The organism is Sphingobium sp. TomTYG73, assembly GCF_055394245.1.
Genome location: NZ_AP027339.1, coordinates 1 through 16,693 on the forward strand (window position 1 = coordinate 1; position 16,693 = coordinate 16,693).

A 16,693-nucleotide genomic window follows, 5' to 3' on the forward strand; every position below is an offset into this window, starting at 1 on the left:
ATGAAGGGTTTCACGGCAGTGGCGGATAGTTTGAGCGTTCAGGCATCGCATGATGGCGCGCGTCTGGAATCGGCGTGGGACGCGATCCGCGCCGGGCTTCGCCGCGACATCGGCCCGCGCATGTTCGATCAGTGGCTGAAGGCCGCTCGGCTGGGCGACTATTGCCCCGAATCCCAGACCCTGGACCTGCTGTTCGCCTCCGACTTCACGGCCAATTTCGTGTCCGGTCATTTTGGTGACCGCCTTTGCATGGCATGGCGCTGTGCTGGCGTAGGGGTCCGGGAGGTCAGGCTTCGCCGCGCGCCTAACTCCATCGGCCCGCGCCTGCTCGAAGCCGCACCGGTGGAGGAGATCGCCGTTGTTGATCCGGTTTCCCTTGATGCCGCCCCCGCTTGCAATTTTCAGCCGCGCCACAGCTTTGCCGATTTCGTAACCGGCGAGTCTAACCATCTCGCCTTTTCCGCGGCGCAGGCGATCGCGGCAGAAGCGCAGCCCCGTTTCAGCCCGCTTTTCATCCATGGCAGCACGGGACAGGGCAAGACGCACCTGCTCCACGCCATCGCCCAGCACTTCTCCACCCACTCTCCCGCCGCGCCCGTGCTCTACATGTCGGCGGAGCGGTTCATGATGGAGTTCGTGAACGCGATGCGCGCGAACGAGACCATGATGTTCAAGGCGCGCCTGCGCGCTGCCCGCCTGCTGCTGATCGACGATATCCAGTTCATCGCGGGCAAGGGCTCCACGCAGGAAGAATTTCTACACACTATCAATGACTTGATCGATTCTGGCGCTCGCATCGTCGTGACCGCCGACCGCGCCCCGCAACTGCTCGATTCGATCGACGCCCGCATCCTCTCCCGCCTCGCCGGAGGGCTGGTCGCGGACATCCGCCCGGCCGACCTCGACCTGCGCCTGTCCATCCTGGAAGCCAAGCGCGCCATCGCCGGCGACCCGCCGGTCCCTGACGCCGTCATCGATTTTCTAGCGCGTTCAATTCGCTCAAACATTCGTGAGTTAGAAGGCGCTTTCAACAAACTGATCGCCTACGGCCAACTGACCGGCCGCTCCGTCGATCTGGAATTTGCCCAAAGCATGCTCGCCGACGCCGTGCGCGCCAACGCGCGCCGCATCACGGTAGACGAGATCCAGAAGGTCTGCGCGGCGCACTACAAGATCGACGCCTCGGAGATGCGGTCCAAGCGCCGCGCTCGCGCTGTGGCGAGACCCCGTCAGGTGGCCATGTATCTCGCCAAGAAGATGACGCCCCGGTCGCTGCCCGAAATCGGACGCATTTTTGGCGGCCGCGATCATAGCACCGTCATCCACGCCGTACGCACGATCGAGGGACTGCGGCAAACGAATGCGGATATAGACGCCGACATCCGCGCCCTCCTGCGCCAGCTGGAAAACTGACGCTGACAGCGATGTAGCGATGGATTAGGGTGTCGCCGTGATCCGACATTTTGCCCTTCTGCTCGCTGCTATACTTTCCTTCACGGCCGCTGCTGCTCAGGTTCCGGCTTCTTCTCCTTCCCAGGATGTGCAGGTTGCGCTCGATACAAGTGCTGGCCGCATCATCGTCGCCGTCCATCTAGCCAAGGCGCCGATCACCGCGCGCAACTTCTTGCGCTACGTCGATCAAAAGCGGCTGGACGGCACCACATTCTACCGCGCCGTGGGGACAGCCGATTATGGCTTCGTCCAGGGCGGAACGCAGAATGATCCCGCGCGCGCACTCCCACCCATCACCCATGAGTCCACCACGCAAACCGGGCTTACCCATGATGAAGGCGCGCTTTCCATGGCACGCTATGCGCCTGGAAGCGCCACCGGGGATTTTTTCATCGTCCTTGGCAAGATGCCCAGCATGGACGCGCAACCCGCGTCGCCGGGCGATAATCAGGGCTTCGCTGTGTTTGCCCATGTGGTGGAGGGTATGGACGTGGTCCGCGCTATCCTGTCGGCACCCAAGTCGCCGACTGCGGGCGAGGGGGCTATGAAGGGGCAGATGCTTCAGCAGTCCATAAGGATCATGACAGCCCGTCGGCTTCCCTGATCCTTTCGAGCCGAGAAATTCGGCGGTCTCCTACGACTCCAGGGCGAAGACCGCCCACGAGCGTTTCGTCCGAGGTCAGCCCTTCCGTTCGGGGGGTAGGGTGATCTTCACATCCTCTCCATTCTGCCCCGGAAAGCCGGTGAACATGGCGTCGATCAAGTTGGGGACGAGATAGGTCAACCTGTTCGACAGGGATTGCGCGGACGCCTTGCCTTCGAACAGCCGCCGGTTATCGGCCGCCCGATCGATCTTCATGCTGAGGTCGCTGGTATACACGGTATAGCTGCTGACGTCGCTGTAACCGGGGCCGAACAGCCACGGGTCATAGAAGCCGTAGCCCCAAGGCCTGCCCCAGCGGCCGCGCCAGCCCCAGCCGCCATAGAAATAGGGGTCGGGCGGGCCGAAGCCGGTAGAGCGCACCTTCTCACGCCCATTATCGACATGATAGGCGACGCGGACGATCAGGTCCGCGCGGGCCGGATCAGATGCGGGAGTGTAGCCCGTCTGCGCCAGGCGTTGACCTACCATCCCTGCATATTGCGAAAATTCAAGGCCACCGGCGAGACTGGGGTCATCAGAAACGATTGTGAAGCTCTGCCCGGCGGGTGCAGGCAATTGCTGGAAGCGCGCGACATTTGCTTTGAAGGATGAAGCACAGCCAGAAAGGCCGATCAGCGCCAACGTCGGCGCCGCAACCATACCAATCTTTTTGATAAGTTTCATATTCCAGCGTCCCTAAGGCAGAGAACCATTGCAACCTTGCGCCCGACAATAGCAGAACGCAACTGAACATCATTTGAACGCTCAAACAAGGCGGGCGGACGCAATAATGTCAGCTATAGGCAAGACGTCACGGGGATCGTTATTCCGTCGACGACGGGCAGCGTTTCAGCGCATCAGGCCCATCGCATCATAGGCCGACCGCAATGCGGGTTCAGCGGCGGCACGCGCCTTCGCCGCACCATTCTCCAATATAGCGTCGAGCGCCGCGTCATCTGTGCGCAGTTCAAGGAAGCGCGTGCGGATAGGCCGGAGGGTTTCAACCAGCAGTTCGCCCAAAGCAGGTTTGAAAGCCCCAAAACCCTTGCCTGCAAATTCGGCGCACACGGCGTCGGCCGTTCTGCCGGTCAAGGTCGCGTAGATGCCGATCAGATTATTCGCTTCCGGCCGGCCCTGCAGACCCTCTGCCGTTTCGGGCAATGGTTCCGGATCAGTCTTGGCCTTCTTCACCTTCTGCATGATCGCGTCATCCTCATCGGTGAGGTTGATGCGGCTCATGTCCGACGGATCGGACTTTGACATCTTTGCAGTGCCATCGCGCAAGGACATGATGCGCGCCGACTCCTTGGGGATGATCGGATCAGGCAAGGTAAACAGCTCGACCCCGAAATCCGTGTTGAACTTTGTGGCGATATCCCGGGCCAGTTCGAGATGCTGCTTCTGGTCCTCGCCCACAGGCACATGCGTAGCATTGTAGACGAGGATGTCGGCTGCCTGGAGTACCGGATAGACGAACAGGCCGATCGAGGCGCCTTCGCGATCCTTGCCGACCTTGTCCTTGAATTGTGTCATGCGGTTCAGCCAGCCAATCCGCGCCGTGCCGTTCAGTAACCAGCATAGCTCCGCATGGGCGGGGACCCGTGCCTGATTGAACAGTACAGAGCGATCGGGATCAATCCCCGCAGCGACAAGCGCCGCCGCCATGTCCCGGACGTTACGGATGCGCTGCTCGCGCCCCTCATGCACGGTGATCGAATGCATGTCGGCCAGAAAGAAGAAGCATTGGCTTGCCGCATCCATCTCGTCCTGCATCCGAACCCAATTGCGGATCGCGCCCAGATAATTGCCCAGGTGCAGATTACCGGTCGGCTGGATGCCGGAAAGGACGCGCATTCTTCTATCCATTCTCTTGGGTTGTGGTTGAACCCCGTCGGCGCATGAGTGCCGTAAGGTCGGACACCCGATAGGCGCCCGTCAGGAAACAGGCTATCCCGTAAAGCGCTATCCCGGCGCCGACAAGCACGGTCAGCGCAAGATAGCGCTGGATCATTACCCCAGCTAACCATGGTTCAAGAAGGCTTTCGCCCGCGACAAGCGCGCCGCCCATGACCAGTGCTGCCAGGGCAAGTCGAGGAAGCCTTCGGCGCAGCTGCGCATCAGCAATGAAATGGCCGCGCTTTACCAGCGTTGCATAAAGCATGGCGACATTGACGGTCGAGGACATCGCAGTTGCCAGCGGCGGGCCTACATGCCCGAGCAGGGGGATTAGTGCGATATTGCCGATGATGTTGATGAGGATGGATAGCATCGCATAACGCACCGGCGTTTTGGTGTCGCCACGCGCATAATAGCCGGGCGTCAGAACCTTCACGAGCACATAGGAGGGGAGGCCGATCGAGAAGGCGGACAATGCCCAGCCACAGCGACGCGCATCCTCAACGCTGAAGCGGCCATATTGAAAAAGGCCGCGAACGATCGGCTCGGCAACCGTGATGAAGGCGATCGTCGCGGGCAATGTGAGAAAGAGGGCCAGCTCGACGCCGCGATTTTGCGTTTCCATGGCCACCTGCTCCTGCCCCGTCGACAGGAGCCGGGAAATGGTCGGCAGCAATATGGTGCCGAGGCCGATTCCGATCAGTCCAAGCGGCAGTTGGTTCAACCGATCGGCGTAGTAGATATAGGTGATCGACCCGGAGGCTAGCAGCCAACCGGACAAGGCAGTGGAAATAAGCAGGTTGATCTGCGAAGCGCCAGCACCGGCGGCAGCTGGCACGATAAGACGCAGCAATTCACGCACGTCACCGTCAAGACGGGGGCGTTTGAGCTTCATCGAAACGCCCGCGCGACGGCAGGCCCAGATCAGCCATAAGAGTTGCAACGCTCCGCCCACAGTGACCGACATGGCCTGGACACGAGCCGTTTCATATTCGTCCGCCCCGTGGAAAAGCCATAGCCCGGCGATCATGGCGACATTAAGCAATATGGGCGCGGCGGCATTTACCCAGAATTTATCCAGTGAATTCAATATGCCGCCTAGCAACGAAGCAAGACTGATCAGCGCGAGATAGGGCAGGGTGATACGCGACAACAGCACCGCAAAGGCAAACTGCTCCGGCGTCGGGTTTTGGCGCGAGAAACCGCCGGATAACAGCCAAGTGATGGGGTAGGCCGCAGCAATCAGAATGACAGTGAAAAGAATGAGCACCGGTAGCAGGACGGCAAGCGCACGTTCGGCGAAATGATAGCCGTCCGCGACACCGCCCGGCCCCGCCGCCTTGCGGTTGAACATCGGAATGAAGGCTGCGGAAAAAGCGCCCTCCGCAAACAGGGCGCGAAACATGTTGGGCAGGCGAAAAGCTACGCCATTGAAAGCGTCCGACGCAAAGCCTGCGCCGACATAGCGCGCGGCCAAAGAGTCACGGACCAGCGCTAGCACCCGGCTGGCGAGCGTTAGCCCGCCTACCGAGCCAAGCGCCTTGACCAACTTCATGGGATTATCTCTCCCGCCGCGCGAGGTTGGGCTGGTCGGTTCTGCCTACGGCCGAAGCGCAGGGCAGACCGCTTACTCCGCTTACCGCAAGCTTGGCGAGCCCAGCGGGAGCGGAGTGCGGCCTCATATGTGCTTCAGGCGTGACCAGCCGGTTCGCCTGCGGTTTGTGCGATCGCCTGAGCCTGCTGCTCGTAAAGTCCACCGAAATCGATCGGGTCCAGCAACAGCGGCGGGAAACCGCCATCGCGGATCGCATCGGCCAGAACGCGGCGGGCGAAGGGAAAGAGCAGGCGCGGGGCTTCTGCCAGCATGAAAGGCTGAAGCTGTTCGTCCGGCACATTGCGCATGCCGAAGAGCGCGGCGTACAGCAGTTCGACCGCAAATGCCGTACCCTGCGGAGCGAGCGCCTTCACTTCGATTTTCAAGGAAACTTCTACGACTTCATCACCGACCTTGTCGGCCCCGATGTTGAACTGAACATCGATTTGCGGCTGATCTGGCCATTGGTAGACGGCAGGCGAATTAGGGTTCTCGAACGAGAGATCCTTCACATATTGGCTGATGAGCGCGATCTGTGGGCTCGTGTCGGCGCCGTTACCCGCGCTGGTCTGGATCGTATCGGCTTCGTCGGCCATTTGAGTTCCCTGAATTTCCTGTTGGTCCGGGGGCAACCGGCCCCAAGACGTTAGCCCGTGCGCTTAGCAGGGGCGGCGGGGCAGGGCAATGCCGCCGCCAAAAGGCGCCATTTGAATATGGGCGGAAACATGCCTATGTTGATTGCGTTGTCGTTTTCAGATCTAGTCTAAAGGGTTCTTTGCCCCGTGTATGTAATCGTGATCCTCGCCCTCATCGCCGGTTTTCTGGCGTTGCGGCTCTACTCCGTACTGGGAAAGCGGACGGGGCATGAGCAGGAACCTGCGCTGCGTCCGGCTGAGGAAAGGGCGAAGGTAACTGTCCTTCAGCCTCGCACGATGACGGACATGGCCGGTGATTCGGTGCGATTGGCCGATGGCTTGATTGCCCAAGGTAGCGAAGCTGGCGTGCGCGCATTGATCGCGGCCGACCGGAATTTCGATGTGCCGCAATTTGTCGAGGGTGCGAAAGCAGCCTACAAGATGGTGCTTGAGGCATTCTGGCGGGGCGATCGTTCGGAACTGGAATGGCTGTGCGATACAGATGTTCTGACGTCTTTCGAGGAGTCCATTGCACAACGCGAGGCTGCGGGTCATGTGCTCGAGAACCGGCTTGTTCGTATCGAAAAGGCGCAGATTGTAGGCGCCAGCGTCGATGGACGTGTTGCCGAAGTTTCGCTTCGTTTCGAGGCCGATATTGCAGCGGTGACCAGGGACAAGGACGGCAATGTCGTCGCCGGTTCGCTGACCGATGCAGTGAGCACCAACGATATCTGGACGTTCACGCGCGACTTGCGCAGCACCGATCCCAACTGGAAGCTTAGCGAAACCGACGAGGCCGCATGAACTTCAGGCAGCCGTGGGCAGCGCTGTCGGCTGCGCTGCTCTTGTCGGCATGCGCGGGCGGTGTCATCCCACCCGGAGCGACAGGTCCTGCCCCTTCGAGACCAGTGCGCGGGTCTGAGGCCCCGGTCAGCGCAGTTCCCGCGACGCCGCGCCCAGCTTTACCGTCCGCGACGCCATCGACCCAGGCCGCCGACCATTTAACTGCGGTCGCTGCCGGAGTTGCGCGTGGTCCCGATATTGCACCGCTGATCGAAGCAGGAGAGCGTTCACGCAAGGCGCTGGAGGCATTTCGTGTTTCCTGCCCGTCGCTGATGAAGCGCATCGATCAGAGCGGCCTTACAAGAGGATCGGACTGGAACAACGCCTGCGCTGCTGCGTCCAGCTGGCCTGAAGCGAGCGCCAATGAATTTTTCGCCCGCTATTTCGAGGCGGTGCAGGTCGGTCCCGGCACAGCGTTCGTCACGGGATATTATGAGCCTGAAATCTCCGGGTCGCGAAATGAGCAAGCAGGCTACCAGATCCCGATCTATCGCCGTCCGCCCGAGCTGATCGACGTCAGTCTTGGCTTGTTCAGTGACAGTCTCAAGGGCAGGACCATTCGCGGCAAGGTGCAAGGGAGCAATTTCGTCCCCTTTGACGAGCGTTCCCAAATCGTCGCTGGTGCGCTCGCCGGTCGTGGGCTCGAACTTGCGTGGGCGGCGGACCCGGTCGAATTCTTCTTTCTTCAGGTGCAGGGCAGTGGACGTCTGCTGCTGCCCGGTGGCGATGTCATGCGGATCGGCTATGACGGGCAGAATGGCCGCGATTATGCTGGCATCGGCAAGCTGATGAAGGATCGCGGACTGATCCAGGCGGGGTCGATGCAGGATATCATGGCATGGTTGCGCGCCAACCCGGTGGAGGGCGCGCAGATCATGAATGAAAACAAGAGCTTCGTGTTTTTTCGTGAACTGACAGGGCCGGGGCCGATTGGCGCCATGGGGGTGCCGGTGACGGCTGAGGCGACCGTCGCCGCTGATCCGCGATATGTCCCGATGGGGGCGCCGGTGCTGCTTTCGCTTGATCGCGCGGAGCCCAATGGCGTCTGGATTGCCCAGGATACGGGCGGTGCCATCAAGGGCTCCAATCGATTCGACAGCTTCTGGGGTGCAGGTAGCCGAGCGCGGTCGATCGCCGGGGGCATGTCGGCACGCGGTAGCGCGCTGATCTTGCTGCCCGTTGGATCGGCGGCGCGGCTGACGTCACAATAATTGCGGCTGGCGATGGCCCGTCGGCATCTTTCCTCTGACGAACAGGCGCTTTGGAGCGCTCTTACTCGGTCCGTTCGCCCACTGCGGCCTGGTCGGCATAAAGTCGATATGACTGAGCCTGTCGCAACGGTGCCAGGCAGCCGAGCTTTGCCGCCTGTTCCTTCGCGGCCTATGGAAACACGTCCATCCCGCTCCCCGGCAGCTATTCTCGATAATGGGTGGGAGCGTCGTATCCGGGGCGGGACGCTGGCGCCGGACGTGGCGATTGACCTTCATGGTCACACCCTCTCGAGCGCGCATGCAATGCTGAATCATGCGCTTTCTTCCGCGTTGGCCCGTGATTTGCGCATCTTGCTTGTCATAACCGGAAAGCCCCCGAAAGCGGCCGTTCCAAACCGCGAATCCCGGCGGGGCGCAATCCGGGGTGAGATCGGTCACTGGCTCGAAACCAGCCCCTTTTCCGACCGGATCGCGAGCGTCAGACAGGCTCATCCGCGCCATGGCGGGGATGGAGCTATCTACATCATATTGCGGCGCAAAAAATAGCCGCCCCAAGGTCTGCCACTGACCTTTTCTTAACCAGCGTCCTCCATAAGCATCCCGATCCGTGGCTCATTATCGAGCTGCGCTCTGGGCAGGAGGCACATGCAGGGCGTGACATTGAAAAGCCGCGCCACTGCCTTCGCCTGCGCCGCGGGGGCGCTGGTGTTTATCCTGTCGCTTGTGCTTGGGCAGGATCAGGCCGACGATATCCTGGGCATCGGCAGATCGCTGATCGTCGCGATCCTTTGCGGCACATTGAGCTGGGCTTCAGCGCGCCAGACGGTCGCCACGACCGCGAGCGCCATTGATGTCGCAACCGAAAGGCTGATCGCCGCTGCCCATGGTGATCTGCAATCGTCCGTACCGCCTGAGATCGCCGTCGAATTGCCCGACCTGTCGGTAGCGATGACCAGCCTGTTCAGTCAGGTCCGCACCAACCTCGACCATGTGCAAACGCTCGCATTGTTTGACCAGGTGACGGGCCTAGCCAACCGCACCAGCTTTTGCCGACAGGTCGAAAGGCTGCTTGCCGAGCGGGAAGAGACCTGTGCAGCGGCGCTGTTCTTCATCGATCTCGATGGCTTCAAGGGGGTGAATGACACTCTGGGCCATGCCGCGGGTGACCAACTGCTCGCTCGTGTCGCCGGACGTCTCCGCGAAGTCGTGATGGCGCAGGTCAGTGCAGGCATGAACGATGCGGTCATCGGTCGGCTCGCGGGTGATGAGTTCACGATGTTCTTCCCTAAGTTGCCCGGACCCGAGGCTGCGAGCCGGATCGCGCGCGCTATTCAGTTCGCGCTGAGCGAGCGCTTCGATCTGGGCAGCCAGCATATAGAGTTGGGCGCATCAATCGGCATCGCCTGTTACCCCGATCACGGCGATACCCTCTCTGCCCTGCTGCGATCCGCCGATATCGCCATGTATCATGCCAAGCATCGGGGCCGGAACCGGGCCGAAATGTTCACTGCCGAACTGGCGCTGGAAGCCGCCGACCGCGCCGAACTGGAGCGGGATTTGTTACTGGCGCTGCAACGGGACGAGTTTATTCTGGAGTTCCAGCCACAGGTGGAGGCTGTGAGTGGCCGGGTCGTCACGGCCGAAGCCTTGATCCGCTGGGCACATCCCGAACGTGACATGGTCATGCCGGGCTTCTTCGTACCTGTCGCGGAGGAAAGCGGCGCCATTGTTGCGTTGGGCGATTGGGTAATGAGCCGTGTTTGCGAAACGGCGGCGCGTTGGTCAAAGGCCGAGATCGGGCAGCGCATCGCGGTCAACATCTCGTCACGGGAACTGTCCCAAGCGGATTTCTTCCTGCGGCTGCGGCACGCCATGGCGGCGCATCAGACCCCGCCGCACATGCTGGAGCTGGAAATTTCCGAATCGCTGGCGATGGGAATGGACGAGCGGGTGCGTGCGCAGTTGAAAGCGCTGCGTGAGGAAGGCGTGCGGATCGCCATCGATGATTTCGGCACCGGTTATTCCAACCTGTCCCGCCTCAAGGAGTTGCCCGTCGATCGGGTCAAGATCGATCGGAGTCTGGTGCGCGACATCGCCGTGTCGGCTGAGGCACGTACCATTTGCAGTGCCGTTGTCGGCCTAATCCAAGGGCTGGGGATGGAGGTCGTGGTGGAGGGCGTCGAATCGGAAGCGCAGATGGAAATGCTGCGCGTTATCGGTTGCACGATGTTCCAGGGATATCATTTCGCCCGACCCACCAGCGAGCAGGATTATCTGGCCCGCTTTGCACCAAAGCAGGCCATCCAGCGCCGAATGGTTTGAAGGTCAGGCCGCTAAGGCCCGGCGGACAATAAGCGCGTATATGCGCGTTAGATCCTGCAGGTCCTGCACGGCCACTGCCTCATCCAGCTTGTGCATCGTCGCATTGTTCAGGCCGAATTCGACCACGGGGCAGAGGCGCGAGAGGAAACGGGCGTCCGAAGTGCCACCAGTGGTGGAAAGTTCCGCTTCCACCCCGGTCACTTCCCTGATCGCTCCTGCGGCAAGGCTGGACAAGGCTCCGGGTTCGGTCAGAAATGATTCGCCGCTGATCTTTGCGGTGACGGTGCCGCCCTCCGCTGCGGCAATCGCGTTGATCCGTTCAATCAGCTGCGCGCCACTATGTCGATCATTGAAGCGGATGGAGATACGTGCATTCGCTGCGGCTGGAATGACATTGGTCGCGGGGTTGCCGACTTCCAGGTCCGTGATCTCGATATTGCTTGGCTGAAACCAGTCGGTGCCTTCGTCCAGCACCACGGCATCTATGGCGGCAAGAATGCGAACGAGCCGTGGCACCGGATTGTCGGCCAGATGCGGATAGGCGACATGCCCCTGCACTCCGTCAACCCGGATCCACATGTTCACCGAACCGCGTCGGCCCACTTTGATGACGTCTCCGAGCCGCTGGGATGACGTGGGTTCACCAACCAGGCAGAGATCGGGCCGTAGTCCATGCGCGGCCATGCGATCCATGAGCGCCAGCGTGCCGAAAACCGCAGGGCCTTCTTCGTCGCCAGTGATGATGAGGCTGACCGTACCCGGCAAGTCTTCCGGAATGCTGGCAAGCGCGGCGACGAATGCAGCGATCGATCCCTTCATATCGACTGCGCCGCGACCATAGAGCAGGTCGCCGCGAAGCTCGGGCGTGAATGGGTCACTTGTCCAGCCATCCCCGGGCGGCACGACGTCCAGATGTCCGGCGAAGGCGAAGTGCGGACCCGCTCCGGTCGTCCGCCAGGCGAGCAGATTTTCGACCGGACCGTCGGGCTCGTCCCCCACAACAAAGCGGTCGACCGTGAAGCCGAGCGGAACCAGCATCGCCTCCAGCACGGCGAAAACCTCACCCCGCGCAGGCGTTACCGAAGGACATGCAATCAGCTTTCGTGCTATGTCCACTGTGTCGGCATTGGTGCTGGTCATGCTCATGGGGCTGCGTTAGCGAAAGCCGAGCGCCTTTGCCAGCGGAGGAAGAGATCATGCCCAAGATCGATCTTGCAGCCATAGAGCAGAATAACAGGACCGGTTATCCGGCACCCTATTCTAGGGCAGTCGATGGACGCTGGGTGCGAAAGCTCGGCCATGGTTGCGGGCTTGCCGATTTTGGCATCAGTCATGTGATATTGAAACCGGGCGCGGCTTCATCGCAGCGGCACTGGCATGAGGACGAAGATGAATTCGTCGTCATGCTGAGCGGGCAGGCTGTGCTGATCGAAGAAGAAGGCCGCTTTTCGATGCAGGCAGGTGACATGGCAGCTTTTCCAAAGGGAGAGCCGAATGGGCACCAGCTTATCAATGAAAGTGAGGGCGATTGCGAGTTCCTGGCTTTCGGGCGAGTGCCGCAGGGGGACGCGCATTATCCTGACATCGATCTTAGATGGTCGATGGGAGGCTATCGGCGCAAGGACGGGAGCGCTTTTTGAGCGGCTATCCGGGCTTCGACAGGCGGATGATGCTGGCGGGCATGGGGACCGCCCTGTTGGCCGCCCAGGCACCTGCTCCAACCCTCATCAAGCCGCCACGCTTGCGTCCGGGCGATGTCGTGGGGCTTGTTGAGCCAGCGGGCTTTACGGATGATATGTTCGATCTGGCTGTCGTGCGGGAAACGATATTAGCGATGGGGTTGAAGCCCAAGCCTGCCCGGCATCTGGTCGAGCGATATGGCTATCTGGCGGGCAAGGACGAGGACCGGGCCGCCGATGTGAACGCGATGTTCGCCGATCCGGAGGTCCGGGCCGTGTTTGCTGTTCGCGGCGGATGGGGATGCGCGCGCATCCTGCCTCATCTGGACTTTGCAACGATTCGCGCGAACCCCAAGCTGCTGATCGGATTCAGCGATATAACCGCGCTACACATGGCCTTTGCGACGCGAGCGGGCTTTACGACGATCCATGGACCCAATGCCGCAAGCAGCTGGCCGCAATTCAGTTGGGATGCCTTTCGCGCGATTGCCTTTGAGGGCGCTACTCCGACATTGATCAACCCGCAGCCCAAGGAGGACCGGCTGGTTCCATTGGGCGGGCGCATCCGGACCTTTGGCGAAGGACGTGCCAGCGGGCGATTGCTGGGCGGCAATCTGACCGTGCTGGCGGCCATGGTGGGCACGGGCTGGCTGCCAGACTTTGCGGGTGCCATCCTGTTTCTGGAGGATGTGGATGAGGCACCCTACCGGATCGACCGGATGCTGACCCAGCTGTCGCAGGCAGGCATTCTTGGCAAGGTTGCGGGCGTGGTATTTGGTCAATGCACAAGCTGTAGCGCACGGGAGCCGTCCTATGGCGGTTTCACCTTGTCCGAAGTGCTGCAGCAGCATTTCGGCCCCCTTGGCGTTCCAGCATTTCAAGGCGCTGCCATAGGTCATGTCGCGAGCCAGTTCAGCCTGCCGTTGGGCGTGCGCGCTGAAATTGATGCTGATGCGGGGAGCATCCGTTTGCTGGAGGCGGCGGTTAGCTGAGGATTTCAGTCCGCCTCGTCTGAGGGACGGATGTAAGCTCCGCGTCCATCGGGCGGGATCAGTTCGTTGCCCCGGATAGTCAGCGTCAGCGTATTGAAACCGGGCTGCGGCACGTCTTTCGTCGGTTCGGCCAGCAGCCGGACGGTGTCATCCACCTCCTGCCAGCGTCCTTCGGCGAAAAGATCAAGAGCGCCATAGACGAGATACCATTGAAACCGCCCATCCGGCCGGAGCATCAGTTCAGATCCGGTCTCCATGACGCCACGAAGATAATAATGGCCCGCACGCTGAGTGGGCGAAGGCTCTGCCAAGGCTGGCGTGGCGAGGAAGGCCGCCAGCGGTAGGAATGGTGCGATCAGCCGCATGCGGGCCAAGATAACAGATTTTGGCGACGAAAACCTGTCTTACGACTAGGCCCGGCTGAAGGGGAGTAGCTCTTCATAGACATGCAGCGGCGGCTTCCCCTCCACGCGTGCGCCTTTCCGCATCAGGAACGCATGGCGGACGATTTCCGCCTGTTGCTCAAGTCCATACCTCCAAAAAGGCCGACCCTGCACGATGTCGTAGCCATAGCGACAGAAGGGATGGCGCATCAGCGGTAGATACCATTTGCCGCCCCTCTGAGCTTGCCAGACATGGGTCATCTCGTGGATGAAATGACCCTGCAAGTGCAGCCCCTGGTCGCAGAAATCCGCGCAGAAGAGGCCGCTCTTGGGATTGAACCAAAGATGCCCGTCCGGCGACATGGTCACGCGGGCGGGCTGAAATGGCCACCATTTGCGATTGTGAGCCCGAACCTGATCATAGGCGATCGCATCGCCGAAAACTGATCGGGCTAGCGCGACTTCTCCCAAGGTCAAAGACCGGCTGGTCAATGCTTATTTGACTCCGCCGGCTTTGGGAGTTGGGGCGCCAGGCTTCTGGATCGCGGCATCGACCAGCAGGCGGTCGCCATTGGCGAGGAGGAAGGTCAGCGTCATCTTGCCCCGGTTGATAGCCGTATCATTGACTCCCCAGATCATCAGATGCTTGCCGCCCGGCGCGAAGGCGACCTTCGACTTGGCGGGAATGTCGACTGAATCGATCTTCTGCATCATCATCATGCCGTTATGATCCATGCTCTCGTGCATCTCTACCTTGAGCGCGTAATCGGTTAGCACGCCGCGTAGTTGCGTCGCTGCGTCACCGCCATGCACCACGAAATATCCAGCCGATGGCGTATCCTTGTTGGGGCTCAGGCGGACCCAGGCCTGGTCGATATAGGTCGGTGCAGGATCGCCGCATGCCGCAAGCGTGAAAGGAGCGGCAAGGGCAAAGAGGCTGAATAGTGCGCGCATCAGGAGGCTTTCGTGACTGTCTCGTTTCCGGTCGGTTGTTACGGTAATCGCCCGCGCTTCTTGTGCCAAGAAAGATCACGCCTATATCCCATCCGCAAACGGCCTTGCCTTGGCGCTTTCGTGAGGTATGGGGCCGTCGACCGCTGAATGAAATTGGGGTTTAAGAGGACAAGATGGGAAAAGTAATCGGCATTGACCTTGGCACCACCAACAGCTGCGTGGCTGTGATGGATGGCGGCAAGCCCAAGGTGATCGAAAATGCGGAAGGCGCGCGCACCACGCCGTCGATCGTGGCCTTCACCAAGGATGGCGAGCGCCTGATCGGCCAGCCCGCCAAGCGACAGGCCGTCACCAATCCGGACAACACGATTTTCGCGGTGAAGCGCCTTATCGGCCGACGCTTCGACGATCCGACCACCAAGAAGGACATGGAGCTGGTCCCCTATCACATCGTGAAGGGCGGCAATGGCGACGCATGGGTGCAGGCGGGCGGCAAGGATTATTCGCCTTCGCAGATTTCCGCCTTCACGCTTCAGAAAATGAAGGAAACCGCTGAGTCTTACCTCGGCGAGACGGTCACTCAGGCGGTCATCACCGTTCCCGCCTACTTCAACGACGCCCAGCGTCAGGCGACCAAGGACGCCGGGCAGATTGCGGGCCTTGAAGTGCTGCGCATCATCAATGAGCCGACTGCTGCTGCGCTCGCCTATGGGCTTGAGAAGCAGGACGGCAAGACGATCGCGGTCTATGACCTTGGCGGCGGCACCTTCGACATCTCGATCCTTGAGATCGGCGATGGCGTGTTCGAGGTGAAATCGACCAACGGCGACACCTTCCTTGGCGGTGAAGATTTCGACGCCAAGCTCGTCGAATATCTGGCCGAGGGCTTCAAGAAGGATGAGGGCATCGACCTCACCAAGGACAAGCTGGCGCTCCAGCGTCTGAAGGAAGCGGCCGAAAAGGCGAAGATCGAACTGTCCTCGGCGCAGTCGACCGAAGTCAACCTGCCTTTCATCACCGCTGACCAGAATGGCCCCAAGCATCTGGTGAAGAACATCACCCGCGCCGATCTGGAGCGTCTGGTGACGGACCTCATCAAGCGCACCATGGAGCCTTGCAAGAAGGCTATGGCCGACGCTGGCATTTCCGCGAGCGAGATCAGCGAAGTCGTCCTCGTCGGCGGCATGACCCGCATGCCCAAGGTGCGCGAGGCCGTGAAGGAATTCTTCGGCAAGGAACCGCACACCGGCGTCAACCCGGACGAAGTCGTCGCCATGGGCGCGGCCATCCAGGCGGGCGTGTTGCAGGGCGACGTCAAGGATGTGCTGTTGCTAGACGTCACCCCGCTTTCGCTTGGCATCGAGACGCTGGGCGGCGTGTTCACCCGCATGATCGACCGCAACACCACCATCCCGGCCAAGAAGTCGCAGGTCTATTCGACCGCTGACGACAATCAGCAGGCGGTGACGATCCGCGTGTTCCAAGGTGAACGTGAAATGGCGGCGGACAACAAGCTGCTCGGCCAGTTCGATCTGGTCGGCATCCCGCCCGCGCCGCGCGGCGTGCCACAGATCGAGGTCACCTTCGACATCGACGCCAACGGCCTCGTCAACGTCCATGCCAAGGACAAGGGCACGGGCAAGGAACAGCAGATCCGCATCCAGGCTTCGGGCGGCCTCAGCGACGCCGACATCGACCAGATGGTCAAGGACGCCGAACGCTTCGCCGAAGAGGACAAGAAGCGGCGTGAAGGCGCAGAGGCCAAGAACAATGCCGAAAGCCTGATCCACACCACCGAGCAGCAGCTGTCCGAGCATGGCGATAAGGTGGACGCTGCCCTCAAGTCCGAGATCGAAACCGCGATCGCCGCGACCAAATCCGCTGTCGAAGGCGGCGACGGCGAAGCGATGAAGGCCAAGGCGCAGGAACTCGCTCAGGTCGCGATGAAGCTCGGCCAGGCGATCTACGAGAAGGAACAGGCTCAGGCCTCGGCTCCGGGCGCTGAAGCTCCCAAGGCTGATGACGATGTCGTCGATGCCGAATTTTCGGAAGTGGACGACAACAAGGCATAAGGCCCGATGAAACGCTT

17 protein-coding genes are annotated in these 16,693 nt (G+C 61.0%); 9 read left to right on the top strand and 8 right to left on the bottom strand.

Translation table 11 applies throughout. The features are described 5' to 3' along the window. Together dnaA and ACZ5TH_RS00010 are read left to right on the top strand one after the other, a co-directional pair. Positions 1-1,413: a chromosomal replication initiator protein DnaA gene (gene dnaA, locus ACZ5TH_RS00005; RefSeq protein WP_464794172.1), complete on the top strand. Its 1,413-nt coding sequence runs from the start codon at positions 1-3 to the stop codon at positions 1,411-1,413. Positions 1,414-1,450: 37 nt separating this feature from the next. Beyond that, positions 1,451-2,056 carry a peptidylprolyl isomerase gene (locus ACZ5TH_RS00010; protein ID WP_464794173.1) on the top strand — a complete coding sequence of 202 codons (606 nt, stop codon included), beginning with the start codon at positions 1,451-1,453 and terminating at the stop codon, positions 2,054-2,056. A 75-nt stretch (positions 2,057-2,131) separates the two neighbouring features. On the opposite strand, the gene ACZ5TH_RS00015 is transcribed toward ACZ5TH_RS00010, so the two are convergent. The 4 genes from ACZ5TH_RS00015 to secB form a co-directional block, all read right to left on the bottom strand. Beyond that, positions 2,132-2,779, bottom strand: coding sequence for a DUF4136 domain-containing protein (locus ACZ5TH_RS00015; protein WP_464794174.1), 648 nt, complete (start codon positions 2,777-2,779; stop codon positions 2,132-2,134). Between the two features lie 165 nt (positions 2,780-2,944). Continuing rightward, positions 2,945-3,949, bottom strand: a complete 1,005-nt coding sequence (gene trpS, locus ACZ5TH_RS00020; RefSeq protein ID WP_464794175.1) for a tryptophan--tRNA ligase — start codon at positions 3,947-3,949, stop codon at positions 2,945-2,947. Positions 3,950-3,953: 4 nt separating this feature from the next. After that, positions 3,954-5,546 (bottom strand): murein biosynthesis integral membrane protein MurJ, encoded by a 1,593-nt coding sequence (murJ, locus tag ACZ5TH_RS00025; RefSeq protein WP_464794176.1) that lies wholly within the window; start codon positions 5,544-5,546, stop codon positions 3,954-3,956. Between the two features lie 134 nt (positions 5,547-5,680). Continuing rightward, positions 5,681-6,181 carry a protein-export chaperone SecB gene (gene secB / locus ACZ5TH_RS00030; protein WP_460987336.1) on the bottom strand — a complete coding sequence of 167 codons (501 nt, stop codon included), beginning with the start codon at positions 6,179-6,181 and terminating at the stop codon, positions 5,681-5,683. Positions 6,182-6,367: 186 nt separating this feature from the next. Here secB and ACZ5TH_RS00035 point away from each other — a divergent pair, with 186 nt between their 5' ends. The 4 genes from ACZ5TH_RS00035 to ACZ5TH_RS00050 all read left to right on the top strand — a co-directional run bounded on the left by ACZ5TH_RS00035 (position 6,368) and on the right by ACZ5TH_RS00050 (position 10,596). Further along, positions 6,368-7,024, top strand: coding sequence for a Tim44/TimA family putative adaptor protein (locus ACZ5TH_RS00035; RefSeq protein WP_464794177.1), 657 nt, complete (start codon positions 6,368-6,370; stop codon positions 7,022-7,024). Continuing rightward, a complete protein-coding gene (mltA, locus tag ACZ5TH_RS00040) occupies positions 7,021-8,274 on the top strand; it encodes a murein transglycosylase A (protein ID WP_464794178.1) in 1,254 nt (417 codons plus the stop codon). Before ACZ5TH_RS00035 ends, mltA begins: the two co-directional genes overlap by 4 nt. Positions 8,275-8,286: 12 nt before the next feature. Continuing rightward, positions 8,287-8,820, top strand: a complete 534-nt coding sequence (locus tag ACZ5TH_RS00045) for a Smr/MutS family protein (RefSeq protein WP_464794179.1) — start codon at positions 8,287-8,289, stop codon at positions 8,818-8,820. A gap of 99 nt (positions 8,821-8,919) precedes the next feature. Continuing rightward, positions 8,920-10,596 (top strand): putative bifunctional diguanylate cyclase/phosphodiesterase, encoded by a 1,677-nt coding sequence (locus ACZ5TH_RS00050; protein WP_464794180.1) that lies wholly within the window; start codon positions 8,920-8,922, stop codon positions 10,594-10,596. A gap of 3 nt (positions 10,597-10,599) precedes the next feature. Here ACZ5TH_RS00050 and dapE read toward each other — a convergent pair whose 3' ends face one another. Further along, positions 10,600-11,742, bottom strand: coding sequence for a succinyl-diaminopimelate desuccinylase (gene dapE, locus ACZ5TH_RS00055; protein ID WP_464794181.1), 1,143 nt, complete (start codon positions 11,740-11,742; stop codon positions 10,600-10,602). Positions 11,743-11,792: 50 nt separating this feature from the next. Here dapE and ACZ5TH_RS00060 point away from each other — a divergent pair, with 50 nt between their 5' ends. Both ACZ5TH_RS00060 and ACZ5TH_RS00065 read left to right on the top strand, forming a co-directional pair. Continuing rightward, the gene (locus ACZ5TH_RS00060; RefSeq protein ID WP_464794182.1) at positions 11,793-12,236 is read left to right on the top strand and encodes a cupin domain-containing protein; all 444 of its coding nucleotides are present in this window, start codon (positions 11,793-11,795) and stop codon (positions 12,234-12,236) included. Between the two features lie 41 nt (positions 12,237-12,277). Then, the gene (locus ACZ5TH_RS00065) at positions 12,278-13,267 is read left to right on the top strand and encodes a S66 peptidase family protein (RefSeq protein ID WP_464795115.1); all 990 of its coding nucleotides are present in this window, start codon (positions 12,278-12,280) and stop codon (positions 13,265-13,267) included. 5 nt (positions 13,268-13,272) lie between these two features. On the opposite strand, the gene ACZ5TH_RS00070 is transcribed toward ACZ5TH_RS00065, so the two are convergent. The 3 genes from ACZ5TH_RS00070 to ACZ5TH_RS00080 are packed head-to-tail and all read right to left on the bottom strand — an operon-like array spanning position 13,273 to position 14,604. Continuing rightward, positions 13,273-13,632, bottom strand: a complete 360-nt coding sequence (locus ACZ5TH_RS00070) for a hypothetical protein (RefSeq protein WP_464794183.1) — start codon at positions 13,630-13,632, stop codon at positions 13,273-13,275. A 45-nt stretch (positions 13,633-13,677) separates the two neighbouring features. Continuing rightward, positions 13,678-14,142 (bottom strand): vgr related protein, encoded by a 465-nt coding sequence (locus ACZ5TH_RS00075; protein ID WP_464794184.1) that lies wholly within the window; start codon positions 14,140-14,142, stop codon positions 13,678-13,680. A 3-nt stretch (positions 14,143-14,145) separates the two neighbouring features. Further along, complete coding sequence (locus ACZ5TH_RS00080) at positions 14,146-14,604, bottom strand: copper chaperone PCu(A)C (RefSeq protein WP_464795116.1); 459 nt, start codon at positions 14,602-14,604, stop codon at positions 14,146-14,148. A 173-nt stretch (positions 14,605-14,777) separates the two neighbouring features. Between ACZ5TH_RS00080 and dnaK the strand changes: the two genes are divergently transcribed. After that, on the top strand, positions 14,778-16,676 hold the full coding sequence (gene dnaK, locus ACZ5TH_RS00085; RefSeq protein ID WP_464794185.1) for a molecular chaperone DnaK: 1,899 nt from the start codon (positions 14,778-14,780) through the stop codon (positions 16,674-16,676). Positions 16,677-16,693: the final 17 nt, after the last annotated feature.

Coding starts and splice junctions, on each gene's coding strand:
- dnaA (WP_464794172.1), top strand. CDS start 1: ATGAAGGGTTTCACGGCAGTGGCGGATAGTTTGAGCGTTCAGGCATCG.
- ACZ5TH_RS00015 (WP_464794174.1), bottom strand. CDS start 2,779: ATGAAACTTATCAAAAAGATTGGTATGGTTGCGGCGCCGACGTTGGCG.
- trpS (WP_464794175.1), bottom strand. CDS start 3,949: ATGCGCGTCCTTTCCGGCATCCAGCCGACCGGTAATCTGCACCTGGGC.
- murJ (WP_464794176.1), bottom strand. CDS start 5,546: ATGAAGTTGGTCAAGGCGCTTGGCTCGGTAGGCGGGCTAACGCTCGCC.
- secB (WP_460987336.1), bottom strand. CDS start 6,181: ATGGCCGACGAAGCCGATACGATCCAGACCAGCGCGGGTAACGGCGCC.
- mltA (WP_464794178.1), top strand. CDS start 7,021: ATGAACTTCAGGCAGCCGTGGGCAGCGCTGTCGGCTGCGCTGCTCTTG.
- ACZ5TH_RS00045 (WP_464794179.1), top strand. CDS start 8,287: ATGGCCCGTCGGCATCTTTCCTCTGACGAACAGGCGCTTTGGAGCGCT.
- ACZ5TH_RS00050 (WP_464794180.1), top strand. CDS start 8,920: ATGCAGGGCGTGACATTGAAAAGCCGCGCCACTGCCTTCGCCTGCGCC.
- dapE (WP_464794181.1), bottom strand. CDS start 11,742: ATGAGCATGACCAGCACCAATGCCGACACAGTGGACATAGCACGAAAG.
- ACZ5TH_RS00060 (WP_464794182.1), top strand. CDS start 11,793: ATGCCCAAGATCGATCTTGCAGCCATAGAGCAGAATAACAGGACCGGT.
- ACZ5TH_RS00065 (WP_464795115.1), top strand. CDS start 12,278: ATGGGGACCGCCCTGTTGGCCGCCCAGGCACCTGCTCCAACCCTCATC.
- ACZ5TH_RS00070 (WP_464794183.1), bottom strand. CDS start 13,632: ATGCGGCTGATCGCACCATTCCTACCGCTGGCGGCCTTCCTCGCCACG.
- ACZ5TH_RS00080 (WP_464795116.1), bottom strand. CDS start 14,604: ATGCGCGCACTATTCAGCCTCTTTGCCCTTGCCGCTCCTTTCACGCTT.
- dnaK (WP_464794185.1), top strand. CDS start 14,778: ATGGGAAAAGTAATCGGCATTGACCTTGGCACCACCAACAGCTGCGTG.